General features: G+C 73.1%; 18 protein-coding genes. 11 read left to right on the top strand and 7 right to left on the bottom strand.

Annotated features, from left to right (window positions below; genetic code table 11):
- The 3 genes from IE249_RS38195 to IE249_RS22865 form a co-directional block, all read left to right on the top strand.
- A partial coding sequence (locus IE249_RS38195; protein ID WP_229859049.1) for a 2Fe-2S iron-sulfur cluster-binding protein occupies positions 1-204 on the top strand: 204 nt, incomplete at its 5' end.
- Complete coding sequence (locus tag IE249_RS22870) at positions 201-1,193, top strand: FAD binding domain-containing protein (protein WP_189707384.1); 993 nt, start codon at positions 201-203, stop codon at positions 1,191-1,193. The genes IE249_RS38195 and IE249_RS22870, both read left to right, overlap by 4 nt.
- 62 nt (positions 1,194-1,255) lie before the next feature.
- Positions 1,256-3,373, top strand: coding sequence for a xanthine dehydrogenase family protein molybdopterin-binding subunit (locus tag IE249_RS22865; RefSeq protein WP_189707382.1), 2,118 nt, complete (start codon positions 1,256-1,258; stop codon positions 3,371-3,373).
- Positions 3,374-3,386: 13 nt separating this feature from the next.
- Here the strand turns inward: IE249_RS22865 and IE249_RS22860 are convergent, their stop codons facing one another.
- A complete protein-coding gene (locus IE249_RS22860; protein WP_189707380.1) occupies positions 3,387-4,469 on the bottom strand; it encodes a hypothetical protein in 1,083 nt (360 codons plus the stop codon).
- A 253-nt stretch (positions 4,470-4,722) separates the two neighbouring features.
- Here IE249_RS22860 and IE249_RS22855 point away from each other — a divergent pair, with 253 nt between their 5' ends.
- From IE249_RS22855 to tgmB, 3 genes are all read left to right on the top strand, one after another.
- Entirely contained in the window at positions 4,723-5,064 is a 342-nt protein-coding gene (locus IE249_RS22855) for a YkvA family protein (RefSeq protein WP_189707379.1), read from the top strand.
- Positions 5,065-5,184: 120 nt separating this feature from the next.
- The gene (gene tgmA / locus IE249_RS22850; RefSeq protein WP_189707377.1) at positions 5,185-5,376 is read left to right on the top strand and encodes a putative ATP-grasp-modified RiPP; all 192 of its coding nucleotides are present in this window, start codon (positions 5,185-5,187) and stop codon (positions 5,374-5,376) included.
- Positions 5,377-5,391: 15 nt separating this feature from the next.
- The gene (tgmB, locus tag IE249_RS22845; RefSeq protein ID WP_189707375.1) at positions 5,392-6,375 is read left to right on the top strand and encodes an ATP-grasp ribosomal peptide maturase; all 984 of its coding nucleotides are present in this window, start codon (positions 5,392-5,394) and stop codon (positions 6,373-6,375) included.
- A gap of 85 nt (positions 6,376-6,460) precedes the next feature.
- On the opposite strand, the gene IE249_RS22840 is transcribed toward tgmB, so the two are convergent.
- From IE249_RS22840 to IE249_RS22825, 4 genes are all read right to left on the bottom strand, one after another.
- Positions 6,461-6,718: a DUF5133 domain-containing protein gene (locus IE249_RS22840; protein ID WP_189707373.1), complete on the bottom strand. Its 258-nt coding sequence runs from the start codon at positions 6,716-6,718 to the stop codon at positions 6,461-6,463.
- Positions 6,719-6,846: 128 nt separating this feature from the next.
- Complete coding sequence (locus IE249_RS22835) at positions 6,847-7,110, bottom strand: WhiB family transcriptional regulator (RefSeq protein WP_189707371.1); 264 nt, start codon at positions 7,108-7,110, stop codon at positions 6,847-6,849.
- 354 nt (positions 7,111-7,464) lie between these two features.
- Positions 7,465-8,010, bottom strand: coding sequence for a hypothetical protein (locus IE249_RS22830; RefSeq protein ID WP_189707369.1), 546 nt, complete (start codon positions 8,008-8,010; stop codon positions 7,465-7,467).
- Positions 8,011-8,053: 43 nt separating this feature from the next.
- On the bottom strand, positions 8,054-8,548 hold the full coding sequence (locus IE249_RS22825) for an ATP-binding protein (protein ID WP_373304428.1): 495 nt from the start codon (positions 8,546-8,548) through the stop codon (positions 8,054-8,056).
- A gap of 295 nt (positions 8,549-8,843) precedes the next feature.
- Between IE249_RS22825 and IE249_RS22820 the strand changes: the two genes are divergently transcribed.
- Together IE249_RS22820 and IE249_RS22815 are read left to right on the top strand one after the other, a co-directional pair.
- A complete protein-coding gene (locus IE249_RS22820) occupies positions 8,844-9,074 on the top strand; it encodes a DUF397 domain-containing protein (RefSeq protein WP_189707367.1) in 231 nt (76 codons plus the stop codon).
- 114 nt (positions 9,075-9,188) lie between these two features.
- Positions 9,189-10,109 (top strand): helix-turn-helix domain-containing protein, encoded by a 921-nt coding sequence (locus IE249_RS22815; RefSeq protein ID WP_189707365.1) that lies wholly within the window; start codon positions 9,189-9,191, stop codon positions 10,107-10,109.
- Between the two features lie 60 nt (positions 10,110-10,169).
- Here the strand turns inward: IE249_RS22815 and IE249_RS22810 are convergent, their stop codons facing one another.
- Positions 10,170-10,988, bottom strand: coding sequence for an SAM-dependent methyltransferase (locus IE249_RS22810; RefSeq protein WP_189707363.1), 819 nt, complete (start codon positions 10,986-10,988; stop codon positions 10,170-10,172).
- A 216-nt stretch (positions 10,989-11,204) separates the two neighbouring features.
- Here IE249_RS22810 and IE249_RS22805 point away from each other — a divergent pair, with 216 nt between their 5' ends.
- Together IE249_RS22805 and IE249_RS22800 are read left to right on the top strand one after the other, a co-directional pair.
- Complete coding sequence (locus IE249_RS22805) at positions 11,205-11,480, top strand: hypothetical protein (protein ID WP_189707648.1); 276 nt, start codon at positions 11,205-11,207, stop codon at positions 11,478-11,480.
- Between the two features lie 120 nt (positions 11,481-11,600).
- Positions 11,601-12,488 (top strand): Gfo/Idh/MocA family protein, encoded by an 888-nt coding sequence (locus tag IE249_RS22800; protein WP_189707361.1) that lies wholly within the window; start codon positions 11,601-11,603, stop codon positions 12,486-12,488.
- Between the two features lie 194 nt (positions 12,489-12,682).
- Here the strand turns inward: IE249_RS22800 and IE249_RS22795 are convergent, their stop codons facing one another.
- Positions 12,683-12,961, bottom strand: a complete 279-nt coding sequence (locus tag IE249_RS22795) for a GlsB/YeaQ/YmgE family stress response membrane protein (RefSeq protein WP_189707359.1) — start codon at positions 12,959-12,961, stop codon at positions 12,683-12,685.
- A 345-nt stretch (positions 12,962-13,306) separates the two neighbouring features.
- On the opposite strand from IE249_RS22795, the gene IE249_RS22790 reads away from it, so the two are divergent.
- On the top strand, positions 13,307-14,270 hold a 964-nt coding region (locus IE249_RS22790), incomplete at its 3' end, for a beta-1,3-glucanase family protein (protein WP_229859047.1).

The following is a 14,270-nucleotide window of genomic DNA, read 5'->3' as shown; positions in this document are numbered from 1 at the left end:
GCGGCCGGCGCCCTGGCCGAGGCCGCGGCCGGCCACCCCTCCCACGTCACCGGCCCCGAGGTGCCGTCCGGCCGCCCGGTCCGGCTGGACCGGGCGGAGATCCGCGAGCGCCTCAGCGGCAACCTGTGCCGGTGCGGCGCCTACCCACGCATCGTCGAGGCCGTTGAGGACGCGGCCGGACGGGCCGAGGGCGTGATCCGATGAGGTCCTTCGGATACGTACGGGCCACGAGCGTCGAGGAGGCGGCGGAGGCGTTCGCGGCGCGGCCCGGCGCGCGCTACCTCGGCGGCGGCACCAACCTCGTCGACCTGATGAAGCTGGGCGTGGAGCGGCCGGACGCGCTCGTGGACGTCTCCCGGCTGCCCCTGGACCGGGTGGAGGAGCTGCCCGACGGCTCGCTGCGGGTCGGCGCCACGGTCCGCAACAGCGACCTGGCGGCGCATCCCCTGGTCCGCGACCGCTACCCCGCGCTGTCCCAGGCGCTGCTCGCGGGCGCCTCCGGGCAGTTGCGCAACGCGGCGACCACGGGCGGCAACCTGCTGCAGCGCACCCGCTGCCCCTACTTCCAGGACCTGTCCAAGCCCTGCAACAAGCGCGAGCCCGGCACCGGCTGCGGCGCCCGCGACGGGGTGCACCGCGACCACGCGGTGCTGGGCTGGTCCGAGCAGTGCATCGCCACCCACCCCTCGGACATGGCCGTGGCCCTGGCCGCGCTGGACGCGCGCGTGGAGCTCTACGGCGACGAGGGCGCCCGCGACGTGCCGGTGGCGGAGTTCCACCGACTGCCCGGGAACCACCCGGAGCGGGAGACGGTGATCCGGGCCGGCGAGCTGATCACCGGCGTGGTGCTGCCCGCGGCCACGGGAGGGGTGCCCTCGGCCTACCGCAAGGCCCGCGACCGGGCCTCGTACGCGTTCGCGCTGGCGTCCGTGGCGGCGGTGCTGCGGGTGTCGGACGGCGCCGTCGCGCAGGCGGGCCTCGCCTTCGGGGCCCTGGCGCACCGGCCCTGGCGCGCGGTGCGGGCCGAGGAGGCGCTGCTGGGCGGCCCCGCCACGACGGAGGCGTTCGCACGCGCCGTCGACGCCGAGCTCGCCGCGGCCCGGCCGCTGCGGGACAACGCCTACAAGGTGCCGCTCGCCCGCGCCCTCGCCGTGGACGTGCTGACCCGGCTGGCACGGGCCGGCACCGGGTGAGCCGGCCGGCAGCCGGACCGAACCGAGCCGAAGCGGCACGCCGACCGTCACAGGAGGACCCCATGGCCCCCACCGGTACCTCTCCGGGCACCTCACTGGGCGCTCCCGCCGAGCGCCGGGAAGGCCGCCTGAAGGTGACCGGAGCCGCCCGTTACGCGGCCGAGCACCCGATGCCGGGCCGCGCCCATGCCCGGCCCGTACCCGCCGCCGTCGCGCGCGGCCGGGTGACGGCCGTGGACGCCTCGGCCGCCCTCGCGGTGCCCGGCGTGCTCGCGGTGCTCACCCACGAGAACGCCCCCCGGCTCGCCGACCCCGAGGACGCGACCCTCGCCGTGCTCCAGGACCCTGACGTGCCGCACCGGGGATGGTTCGTGGCGCTGGTGGTGGCCGAGACGCTCGAGGCGGCCCGGGCGGGGGCGGCGGCGGTCCGCGTCGAGTACGCCGAGGAGGCCCACGACGTGATCCTCACGGCGGACCATCCGCGGGCCTACGAGCCCGAGGACACAGGCAGCGGCCAGCCGGCCGTGCGGGAACACGGCCACCCGGCGAGCGCCTTCGGCTCCGCCGAGGTCCGCGTCGACGTGGCGTACGAGGTGCCGCCGCTGCACAACCACCCCATGGAGCCGCACACCAGTACCGCGCACTGGGACCGGGGACGGAAGCGGCTCACCGTCCACACCTCCAGCCAGGGCGGCACCACCGTGCGCGACACGCTGGCCGCGCTGTTCGGGCTGCCCGGGGACCGGATCACCGTGGTCGCGGACCACGTGGGCGGGGGCTTCGGCTCCAAGGGCACCCCGCGCCCCGACGTGGTGCTCGCCACGATGGCCTCGCTGCACACCGGCCGTCCGGTGACCGTCGCCCTGCCCCGGCGCTTCCTGCCGGCCGTCGTCGGGCACCGGGCGCCCACGCTGCACCGGATCCGGCTGGGCGCGACGGCCGACGGCCGCCTGACCTCGCTGACCCACGAGGTCACCACGCACACCTCGCGCGTCAAGGAGTTCGTCGAGCCGGCCGCGGTCCCCGCGCGCGTCATGTACGCCGCGCCGCACAGCCGTACGGCCCACCGGGTCGTCCGCCTCGACGTGCCGACGCCGTCCTGGATGCGGGCGCCCGGCGAGGCGCCCGGTATGTACGCGCTGGAGTCGGCCGTGGACGAGCTGGCGACCGGGCTCGGCATGGACCCTGTGGAGCTGCGGGTCCGCAACGAGCCCGCCCGCGAGCCGGACACCGGCAAGCCGTTCAGCAGCCGCCATCTCGTCGAGTGCCTGAGGGAGGGCGCCCGGCGCTTCGGGTGGGCGGAGCGCGATCCGCGGCCCCGGTCCCGCGCCGAGGGTCCGCTGCTGATCGGCACGGGCGTGGCCGCGGCCACCTATCCCGTGCAGGTCGCTCCGTCCACCGCCGAGGCGCGGGCGCTGCCCGACGGCTCCTTCGTGGTGCGGATCAACGCCACCGACATCGGCACCGGGGCCCGTACCGTGCTGGCCCAGGTCGCGGCGGACTCCCTCGGGGTGGCGCTGGAGCGGGTGCGGACCGAGGTGGGCAGCAGCGACCTGCCCTCGGCCCCGCTGGCGGGCGGTTCCTCGGGCACCGCCTCCTGGGGCTGGGCCGTGCACGAGGCGTGCGTACGGCTGGCGGCACGGCTCGCCGACCACGCCGGGCCGCCGCCCGGCACCGGGCTGAGCGCCCGCGCGGACACCGCGGGCCAGGCCGACGCGGAGAGCTCCTACGCGCGCCACGCCTTCGGGGCGCACTTCGCCGAGGTCGCCGTGGACACGGTCACCGGGGAGGTCCGCGTGCGCAGGATGCTCGGCGTCTTCGCGGCCGGCCGCATCCTCAACGCCCGTACCGCGCGCTCCCAGTTCGTCGGCGGCATGACCATGGGGCTCGGCATGGCGCTGACCGAGGGCAGCACGATGGACGCGGCGTTCGGCGACTTCGCGGAGTCGGACCTGGCGTCGTACCACGTGCCGGTGAACGCCGACGTGCCCGAGATCGAGGCGCACTGGATCGAGGAGGCCGACACCCACCTCAACCCCATGGGCAGCAAGGGGATCGGGGAGATCGGCATCGTCGGCAGCGCGGCCGCCGTCGGCAACGCCGTCCATCACGCCACCGGCGTCCGCTTCCGCGAACCGCCCCTGACGCCGGACAAGGTGCTGAGCGCGCTGGCGGGTTGAGCGCGCCCGCCGTTCAGTCCGCCGGCGCGGTGGGTTCCATGGGCCGCGGGGGCGGGTGCCGTTCGGCGACCTGCACCATGAGCAGCAGGGAGAGGGCGGCCAGACAGGCCAGACTGGCGCAGGCGGCGGTGAGACCCGCGCTCCACGGCGGGGCCACCGTGATCGCCAGGGAGCGGTTCAGCTCCGCGGAGGCGAACCTGCCCTCGAAGTAGCCGATCCCCGCCAGCAGGGCGGGCACCACCGCGCCCGCGACCAGCACCACGACCCCGGCGCGCAGCGCCAGGAGCAGGGCCAGGGCGCCGCACAGCGCGGAGACGGCCAGGGTGAGCACGTAGACGACCAGGGAGGCGCCGTCCCGCCGCAGGGGGAAGTAGGCGGCGCCGCAGACCACCAGGGCCGCGGCGGCGAGCCAGCTGGGCCAGAAGAGCGGCCGCACGGCCGGCTCGGTACTCGCGGCCCGTACGATCCGCTCGGCGTCCTGGAACGGGGCGGTGGGGGTCGAATCAGGGATGAGCGACGGCGCCTCGAGTCCCGGCACGATCGCCAACGGTCCGTCTCCGGTGCCCCGGTGCGGGGGACGGTGGTACACGTCCCGGGTCAGGCGGCCGATCAGCTCGACGAGTTCCTCGACGGGCCGGCCGGCCGCGGCCGCGCGGACCGCCTCACGGCCGCAGTGCGGCTGCTGCGGCGCCCGGTGCAGCAGCGCCACCAGCCGGGACACGTCCTCCACGCAGCGGCTGGCGACCGCGGTGCGGATCGTGTCGTCGGCGCTGTCGGCGGCGCGCGGCGGCCTGGTCAGCTCGGCGACCAGGCGGGCCACGTCCTCCACGGGGCGGTCGACCGCCACCGCGCGCAGCACGTGTCCCGCGGCGCCCGGGTAGTCCGGCGAGTCCTGAAGCAGGGTGACGAGCCGGACGACCTCCTCCAGGGAGCGGTCGCCGACAGCGGCCCTCACCAGGCCGCGCACCGCGTCACCGTCGCCGAGGTCGCCCTCGCCGCCGCCCACGAGCCCGCCGGGCGGACCCGCCCAGTGGATCTCCTCGGTGAAGGCGATGACGGACTGGTCCGACTGGGGTGGTGAAGAGCGGGTGGTCATCTGGGCTCCATGGCAGGGGTGCGGCCGCTCCTGCGCCCCCGAAGCGCGACACGCCTTTTACCCTGACCATTACTAAGGTCCCCGCGAACGCCGCGCCACCCGGGTGAGCCGGCGGGGTGACGGGGAATCCGACAGGGGTGGGCGCTCCCGCACGCAGTGCCTTGGTCACACAGAGGTACATTTTTCGAACATCTGTCGCTTGAAACCCATCTGTTGCGCATGTCACACATGTCACCGGGAAAGGACGGGAATCGTGGACTCCGGCACCAAGGTGCTGATCGTCGCCGCAGTCGTCGCGGCCCTGCTGCTCGCGGTGGCCGCGGGCGTTCTCGTACGGCTGGTGCGCGCCCGCCGGGACCTGCGCCGGGCGGGGCTTCCGACCGGCCCACGCTGGGTGTTCTGGGGTGCGGTCGCCTATTTCCTGCTGCCCGTCGACCTGTTGCCGGACCCGGTCTACCTCGACGACATCGGCGTCCTGCTGCTCGCGCTGCGCGTGCTCCACGGGGCCGCCGGCGACCGGCAGTTGACGCCGGGCCGCCGACCGGGAGGATCCGGGCATGGCGGGCAGACGGACGCCGGTGACTACGCTCCGTAAGGAAACCATTCACCCGTTCGATTCGTATAAGTCTCGGGAACCCGAAACAAAGTCAGCGGGCCAAGCGACACCGCAAGATGACCACCGCTTGATCGCGGCTGCACCGAATGGGGAGAGACGATGCAACCGTTCGCGCTCAACTACGCACGGCCGGCAGTGGAGACAGAGGCCGTGACGCCGTACGTCTACGACTCCGGACTGCAGTTGAACGTGCTCTTCGACGGCCGGATCGCCGCGTCCGACCAGGCGCTCCTGAGGGAACTGGGCACCACGACCTCCACCGCGGGCTCCAAGACCCACTTCGACGACTGATCACGGCCCGCGACGATGACCGTACTGATCCTCACCGGCGAGGAGGACGTGACGGCGGACATGGTGGTGGTGCACCTGAACGCCTCCTCGGTGCCGGTGGTCCGGCTCGACCCGGCCGACCTGACCGCGGGGGTGGCACTCTCGGGGGAGTACGTGCACGGCTCCTTCCGCGGCCATCTGTCCGCCGGGGGGCGGCTGGTGAGCGTGAACGGGCTGCGCTCGGTGTGGGTGCGCCGCCCCGGCGCGCCCGCGTCGCGGGCCGCCCAGCCCTCGGCGTGGCTGACCCAGGAGGCCGGGCAGGCCCTCTACGGCATGCTGCGCGGCAGCGGAGCGCGCTGGATGAACCATCCCGACGCCGCACAGCGCGCGCGGCACAAGCCGTGGCAGCTCCGGCTCGCCCAGCGCAGCGGCCTGCCGGTGCCGGCCACCCTCATCACCACCTTCCCGCAGGCCGCCCGGGCGTTCGCCGAGCGGTTCCCGGACCTGGTGGTCAAGCCGGTCTCGGGCGCGCATCCGCAGGAGCCGCCGCGGGCGGTGCCGACCAGCAGGGTGGCGCCCGACACGGACTTCGGCGCGGTCGCCTACGGTCCGACGCTGCTGCAGCGCCGGGTCGCCAAGCGCGCGGACATCAGGCTGACGGTCGTCGGCGAGACGATGCTGGCCGCGCGCAAGGAGACTCCCGCGGACGCGGATCCCGGGGAAGTGGACGTCCGGTTCGCCTCGTCGGCCACCCCGTGGCTGCCCGCCGAGGTCCCGCCGCGCACCGCCGAGGCCGTGCGGGCCTATCTGCGCGAGGCCCAACTGTCCTACGGTGCCTTCGACTTCGCCGAGGACGCGGACGGGACGTGGTGGTTCCTGGAGTGCAACCAGTCGGGCCAGTTCGGGTTCGTGGAGGTCGAGACGGGACAGCCGATCGCCCGGACCATCGCGGAGTGGCTGGCCCGCCCCTGCGCACCGGAGGAGGAGTCCGTCAAGGGCAGGCGTACGGTGGCGCCTTGACGTCGCTTCCATGATTCCGGCACCCGGTGCCACCAAGGGGCCCGCGCCCCGCCCCGCCGCCGGGCGGACCGGGAGGGACGGTCGTTCAGACGGCCAGCGACAGACCGCTCTCCCCCTCGGTGTCCGTCGTGACGTCCGCCGCACGCCCGGAGGCGAGCAGCAGGGCATCGGCCCTGGCGATCGCCTCGTGGATCCCGACGGTGCCCATCATGACGCACAGGGTGTAACTGACGTCCTCCAGTTCCCGAGCCGTCTCGGCCCGCTCCCTCTCCGCCTGAGCGATCTTCAGCGATGCGTACCGAGTCAGCAACGTCCTGACGACCTTCGGGTCCGGAACCAGCACGGAGCGCCCCTCTCTCGATTTCTTGCTGCGTATGCCCCAGGCACGCCGTGCCATGCATGCAGGCCGCCTCGCGGCACACGATTGACGAAATTCAGTCGTTTTACGGGCGGATCAGTCGCTGATCCGCTTCAGGGGCCCGCCGGCTCCCACCGGCCGCGGTCCTCGGATCTCCCGCGCGCCACGGCACGGCGCTCCCCCGCGGTCATGCCGCCCCAGACCCCGTCGTACTCGCTGTTGCGCAGGGCGAACGCCCTGCACTCCAGCAGCACGGGGCACCTGCGGCACACCGCGCGGGCCTCTCCTATCTGGCGCAGTGACAGGCCGCTCTCCCCGAGGGGGAAGAACAGCTCGGGGTCCTCGGCACGGCACGCCCCGCGCTCACGCCAGTTCACTGCCGCGCCCGCCTGGTCGGATATCGGTCACCGGGTCCTCCGCTGCATACTCGGCCCGCACGTCCGGGCGGCTCCCGTCCGCGGCGACAGGGCGCCGCGCGACCCGGCAGAGGCATCCGCAATATAGGTGCTTTGGGGCTCTTCGGCCAAGATTGGGGACCCGGCGCGCAGGATGGGCACAGGAGAACGAAGCGTCCCCGGCGACCGTGAACGGACGGTCTCCGGCCGTCCCCGGGTCGCGACGAGAAGTCCTTCCGTGAGCGGGTCCGGCTGAGATCCGGTCAGGACGGGAGAACGGTTTCGGCGGCTGCGGGGCCGGTCGGGCTTCGGGCCGCCGGCCGGGCGCCGGGAAGGTCAGGCGCCGAGGGCGGTGGCGAGTTCGGTGGTGGCCCGGGCGATGTCGCGGTCCTGCTCGGCCAGCAGGGTGCGCAGGGCGCCGCGCCGGGCGCGCACGGCCTGCCGGGCCCGCCGCTCCCAGACCACCGGGTTCTCACGGTGGTTGAGGACCTTGGGGTACACGGCGGCGACGTCCTCCCACTGCCGGGCGTCGGCGATGCTCTTGAGCAGCTGGATGATCTGCGGCCGGCAGGTCACGTGCGGCAGCTGGGCCAGCTCCCACAGGAACGGGACCGTGGCGGCGGTCGCCTGTTCGACCACGAAGCCGTACTGGCAGATGCGGGTGCGCAGCTCGTCGAGCGCGGCCCGCGCGGCCTCGGCGTCGCCCCGGGCCACCCGCTCGAGCAGCCGGGGGATGGCGGCCGCGGAGCCGGTGGAGTCCCTGATGTCGCCCCAGGGCACCTGTCCCAGTGCCGTGAGGGGCGCGGTCGTGGCCGTGCCGGTGGAGGTGGTCGCGCGGTCGGTGCGCTGGGTGCTCGGCTGCTCCGTCTGTGCGGTGCGCATGGCGTCGGGCCTTTCCGCGGCGGTCTTATGGGGGGACGGCGGTTCAGTGGGGAGGGCGGGCGGACAGCTTCGCCCAGACGGTCTTGCCCGCCGGAGGTCTCGGGTTCCAGCCCCACTCCTCCGCGAGGGCGTCGACGATGGCGAGGCCGCGCCCGTGCTCCAGCAGTCCGGGTCCGCAGGCGGACGCGAGCACGGGGCCGCTGTCGCAGGGGTCGGAGACGGTGAGCACCAGGTGCCCCGCGTCGAGGGCGATGCCGAGCCACACCTCCGCCTCGCCCGCCGGGGCGAACGGCACCGCATGCGTGGCGGCGTTGGCCGCCAGCTCGGTGACGACGACGGCCGCGTCGTCACCGCGGTGTCCGAGCGCCCAGTCGCGCAGCGTTCGGTGGGTGAACTCCCGGGCCCGGCCGAAGCCTTCCCGGTCGCACTCGACGCGCAGCATCACGGCGGGGAGCGCCCCGGTGATCACGTCCGGCTCCCGGCAGGACGTGGTCGCGGCCGCGGGCAGCCGGACCTCCCACGCCGAGCCGTCGGGCACTGGGGCCCGGTCCGGCCACGGTGCGACCGCGGTGACCGCGGCCGTGTGCGCCGCTCCGGGCTCTGGGCTGGCAGGTGAGGGCACGGCATCTCCCTGATGCAACGTCACCGGACGGCGCCCACCGAGGGGTTGACGCCGCGGCTATTATCCACGCTGACAGCGTCCTCGTGCAATTGCACGCGAAATTTCTCGTGAAAGTGCGCGGGAGCTGCGAGGGTTCCGACCCTGCGCGGTCGGCCCCCGTTTGAGGGCCCGGCCCTCGTACGTACGGAACGTGAACAGCAAGGAGACTGCGGTGCCACCAGTGCAGAACGGAGTGCGGGCGAGCTCTCTCGACGCCCGCTGGATCAAGAGCCGGCACAGCAACGCCGAGGGCAATTGCGTGGAGGTCGCCGCCCTCACTGGTGGAGGCATCGCGGTGCGCAACTCCCGTGACCCCGACGGGCCCGCCCTGGTCTACACCCCGGCGGAGGTGGCCGCGTTCGTGGCCGGCGCGAAGGACGGCGAGTTCGACCATCTGCTGTGAAGCGGCCGTTCGCGGTGAAGCGGAAGGAAGCTGCCGACTTCCCGGCGGATGCGCTCCGCAGCCGGACGGTGCGATAGTGTAACCCTCAAGTCTGCCCGTCCACTGGGAGCCAGGATGTCCGCCGAGCCGCATCGCATCTCCCGCCTCGAACCCTATCTGGACCGGTCCGAACCGGCCCCGACGCTGCTGAAGATGCTGGTCGGAGTCCAACTGGCGGGTTTCCGCGAGGACGCCGGGATGTCCCAGGAGCAGGCGGCACGCGAACTCGGGTTCAGTGCCGCCAAGCTCTCGCGCATGGAGTCGGGCAAGGGCCGACGGCCCCCGGCCGAGGGCGACGTCCGCGCCCTGCTCCAGCTGTACGGCACCGAGGAGTACGAGTCCTCGGTGCTGCTCAGGCTGCTGCGGCGGGCCGGCGAGCCCGGCTGGTGGCAGCGTTACGACAAGCGGCTGATGCCCGAGTGGTTCGACCGGCTGGTGGGCCTCCAGGAGGCGGCCGCCGCGATCCGCACCTTCGAGATCCAGTACGTCCCCGGCCTGCTGCAGACCGCCGCCTACACCCGCGCGGTCGTCGAGCGGGGCCTGCCCACCGCGTCCGCGGGCGAAGTGCAGCGGCGCGTCGAACTGCGCATGAGGCGCGCCGAGTTGGTGCGGCGTCAGGACCCGCCGCAGCTGTGGGCGGTCATCGACGAGTCGGTGCTGCTGCGGGTGCTGGGCAGCCGTGAGGTCATGCGCGAGCAGCTGGCCCACCTCGTGGAGATGACCCAGCGCCCCAATGTGACCGTGCAGATCATCCCGCTGGACGTCACCAACGCCTCCGCGCCCGCCATACCGATCACGTATCTGCGCTTCGGCGGCCTGGATCTGCCCGACGTCGTCTACCTCGAGCACATCAGGAGCGCCAACTTCCTCGAGGACCGCGACGAGACCGAGGAGTACCGGATCGCGCTGGACCGGCTGGCCGACGAGGCGCTGACGCCCCAGGAGTCCCTGGCGCTGCTGCGCAAGACGATGGAGGACCGGTACTCGACGCCCTGAGCCGGCCGGACGCCCCGCCCGGGCACGAACACCGGGCGGGGTCCAACCCGCTCGGACCGACTAGCGGATCACGCCCAGGCCGCCGAACTCGATCCACTCGTTGGTGAGCTGACGGGGCGCCACCTCGGTGTCGGGACGCCAGGTGGACACCTCCACCAGACCCGGTTCGAGGATCTCCAGTCCCTCGAACCACTCCGCCACGTCCTTCTGCTCGCGCACCCGGCCCCAGTGGCCCTGGGTCGCCTGATCCATGAAGTCGGTGACGAAGGTGCGAACTTCGGGGTCCTCACTGACCAGCTGGCACATGAGCATGACGCTGCCGGGCGCGAGCCGCTCGCGCACCCGCCGGACCACCGCCATCGGGCCGTCGGTCTCGCTGTCCGGGATGCAGTGGAAGACCGAGTTGAACAGCACGGCCACCGGCTGCGAGAAGTCGATCAGGCGCTCGGTCTCGGGGTGGGAGAAGATCTCGTCGGTCTGCCGCAGGTCGGCGTGGATCACGGTGGTGCGCTCGTCCTGCTGGAGCAGGGCACGGCCGTGGACGAGCACCATGGGGTCGTTGTCCACGTAGACCACATGGGTCTTGGGGTCGATGCGCTGGGCGACCTGGTGGACGTTGTCCTGGGTGGGCAGGCCTGAGCCGTGGTCGAGGAACTGCCGGATGCCGTACTCCTCGGCGAGCGTCCTGACCGCCCGCTGCAGGAACCGGCGGTTGTTCAGGGCGAGCCGGCGGGTGCTGGGGACGACCTTGTCGAGCTCCTCGCAGGCGGCGCGGTCCGCCGCGTAGTTGTCCTTGCCGCCGAGGTAGTGGTCGTACATCCGGGCGGCCGTCGGCACGTTCTCGTCGATCTTCGTGGACAGCTGGTTCTCCGTAGGCATCGTTCCCCCAGATTCGCCGATTCCACCGCGCCAACTGGGCCGGTTTCACTGAGAGTACATCCTAGGGAACCCGTGTTTGCCCGAACCGGTCCACGGACGGACGACAGCACGCGACCACCGCACTCACCCCTCGATCGTCACAGTTTCTTCACCGGACGCGACCCATCGGAGCGGCGGTTCGGAGCACTCGTTCCCCGTGTCGGCCGAGGGGGCGTCGTGCTCTTTGTCGCTGTTTCATTGTTGCCACTGGTCTCGGTGCTGCTGCTGGTCATGGACCGGATAGAGGACCGGATACTCGACCCCGCGCCGCTGCGGGGCCGCCACGCCGGGCAGCGCAGGCACCTGCGCCTGATCCCGGGCGGCCGCCGCGGCGCCGGGGACGGCGAGGACCTCGGGGACTCCGGGAACTCGGGGGACTCCCGGGACCCCATGGATGCCGGAGAGGCCGAGGCGGACTGCGGGGACGCCGGTCAGGAGCGCCGGGCCGCCTGAAGTGCGGGCTCCCGGTGGCCTTCCCGCCCGCCGCCGCGGTTTGTGTGACACGCTCGGTCACGGCCCGGTCCCGGGGACCGGGCCGTGACCGTGTGTTCGGCACAGCGGAGAGGCGGCGGCATGCGCATCGGACTGCTCGGAACCGGCCCGTGGGCACAGATGGTTCACGCTCCCGCCCTGAGTGGGCACGCGGAGGTGGACTTCACCGGCGTATGGGGACGCCGTACGGCCGCCGCCAAGGAACTGGCCGAGCGCCACGGCTGCCTCGCCTACGACGACGTGGACGCGCTGCTGGCGGACGTGGACGCGGTCGCCATCGCTCTTCCCCCGCACGTCCAGGCCGGTCTCGCGGTACGTGCCGCGCGGGCCGGGCGCCATCTGCTGCTCGACAAGCCGCTGGCGGCGACCGTGGCCGAGGGCCGCGCCGTGGCGGAGGCCGCCCGGGAGGCACAGGTGGCCTCGGTGGTCTTCTTCACCACCCGTTTCCAGCCCGAGCCGCAGACCTGGATCGCCGAACAGGCGGGCCGGGACGACTGGTTCACCGCGCGGGCGCAGTGGCTCGGCGCGGTGTTCACGGGCGAAAGCCCGTTCGCGGCCTCCCCGTGGAGGCGCGAGAAGGGCGCCCTGTGGGACGTCGGTCCGCACGCGCTCTCGGTGCTGCTGCCGGTCCTCGGGGACGTACGGCGGGTGACGGCCGCCGCTCACGGGCCCGGTGACACCGTGCACGTGGTCCTCGACCACGTCGGCGGCGCGTCGAGCACCCTGACCCTGAGCCTGACGGCGCCGCCCGCGGCGGCCGGCGCCACGGTGGAACTGCGCGGCGAGGCGGGGGTGAGCGTCCTCCCGGACGCGGCCGAGGGCGCGGTGCCCGCGTTCGGGCGGGCGGTGGACGCGCTGGTCGCCGCCGCGCGCACCGGGCGTCCGCACCCCTGCGACGCCGGGTTCGGCCTGCGGGTCACGGAGATACTCGCCGCGGCGGAGGCCCTGCTGACGCGCCACGCCGACTGAGCGCGCCTCGGCGGCTTCACCGCGCCCTGGCCGCACTCCCCCGCCCCGAGCATGCGGTGGGCACGTGCCCGGAAACGCCGTGAGAACGCCCCGGACATGCTCGTGGCCGGGCCGGCGGATGCGGCCCGGCCACGAGCGGTCGGCCTTCCGGGGCCCGGCACGAGGCCGGGACCGCCAGGGCATGGTCATGACACTCAGGCGTGGCGGTGGGAACTCCGGCCGCCGGTGACGGCCCGGTACAGCACGAGCAGGATCAGCGAGCCGACGATCGCGGCGATCCAGGTGGACAGGTCGAAGAAGCCGTCGATCGAGTCGACGCCGAAGATGACCTTGCCGAGCCAGCCGCCGAGCAGACCGCCGACTATGCCGATCAGCATGGTGATGATGATGCCGCCCGGGTCCTTGCCCGGGAGAAGCAGCTTGGCGATGGCGCCGGCCAGCAGACCGATCAGGATCCAGGCGATGATGCCCACGTTTCCTCCATGGTTCGACTGATGTCTCGTTCAACGAATGTCGGTTGTCCTTATCGGATGCACACATCGGGCGAACGCAAACCTGACGGGACGAGCGGGCTTTGCCGACCCCTTAAACGGCCCTTAAGAACGGGTTAAGCGTCGGCCCCACTCCCCCGGATTCCCAAGTAACCGCAGGTCAACGGGGCTTGGGCGCGGAGCGTACCGGTTGGCCCGGGTCGTTGAGATGCGTACGATCGGGCCCGGCCCGGCGGAGAGAGCGCTCTCACGCGTGCTCGACCACCGCCTGCCGCCAGCAAGCCCCGCGTGTCCCGCACGCCCGAGCACCAAGGAGACTCCCCCCACATGACACCCCGTCACCAGCGCGCCCTCGGCCGCAGGAAGTTCCTCGTCGCTCTCGGTGGCGCGGCGGTCGCCGCACCGGCCGTCGCCGCCATCGCCCCGCACGCCCTCGCCGGCACCACCCAGCGGACCAAGGCGGCCGCGGGCGCGCTGCCGCTGACGATCGTCAACAACAGCGGCTCCTTCGGCAACGCCTCCGTCCACGTGTACATCGTGGGCAACCAGGACGGCCGGCAGGTGCGGGTCACCCCGGACGGCGGCCTCGCGCCGATCGCCCTGTCGGACAACGGCGCCGACGGCTTCACCGACTACGCCATATCCCTCGCCGGGAGCGGGGAGACCCGTCTGTCCCTGCCGCAGATGTCGGGCCGGATCTACGTCTCCCTCGGCCAGAAACTGAAGTTCAAGGCCGTCACCGACGGCAACGGCAACGCGGCCCTGCAGTACCCGGCGGGCTGGGTGTCCTCCGACCCGAGTTTCGCGGTGCTCCACGACTGCGCGGAGTTCACGTACAACTCCTCGGGCATGTTCTGCAACACCACCATGGTCGACATGTTCAGCGTGCCGATGAGCATCCGTCTGACCGGCGCCAAGGACCAGACGACCGGCACGGTGCGCACCGGCGGGCGGGCCGCCGCGTTCGCCGCCGTCCGGAAGGCCGAGGAGTTCGCCAGGCTGGTCGTCGGCGACACGCGGATCATCGCGCCCGGCCACGGCCTGGACGCCGGGCTGTTCGCCAAGGACTACTTCGCCCCGTACATCGACCAGGTGTGGAGCGCCTACACCGGCAAGGACCTGAAGGTCACCACCAACGCGGGCGCCTTCACCGGCCGGGTGCGCGGCGGCAGGCTCACCTTCGACGGACCGGCCTCGGTCTCCTTCGACAAGCCCTCCACCCGGGACGTGCTGTTCTGCGACGGCGCGCTGGCCGCGCCGAACGACGGCAGGACGGGCCCGGTCGCCGCGG

It is taken from the genome of Streptomyces anandii JCM 4720 (assembly GCF_014650655.1).
Classification (GTDB): Bacteria; Actinomycetota; Actinomycetes; order Streptomycetales; family Streptomycetaceae; genus Streptomyces; species Streptomyces anandii.
Note: the sequence above shows the minus strand (reverse complement) of the source record. Positions and strands in the feature narration are given on the sequence as shown.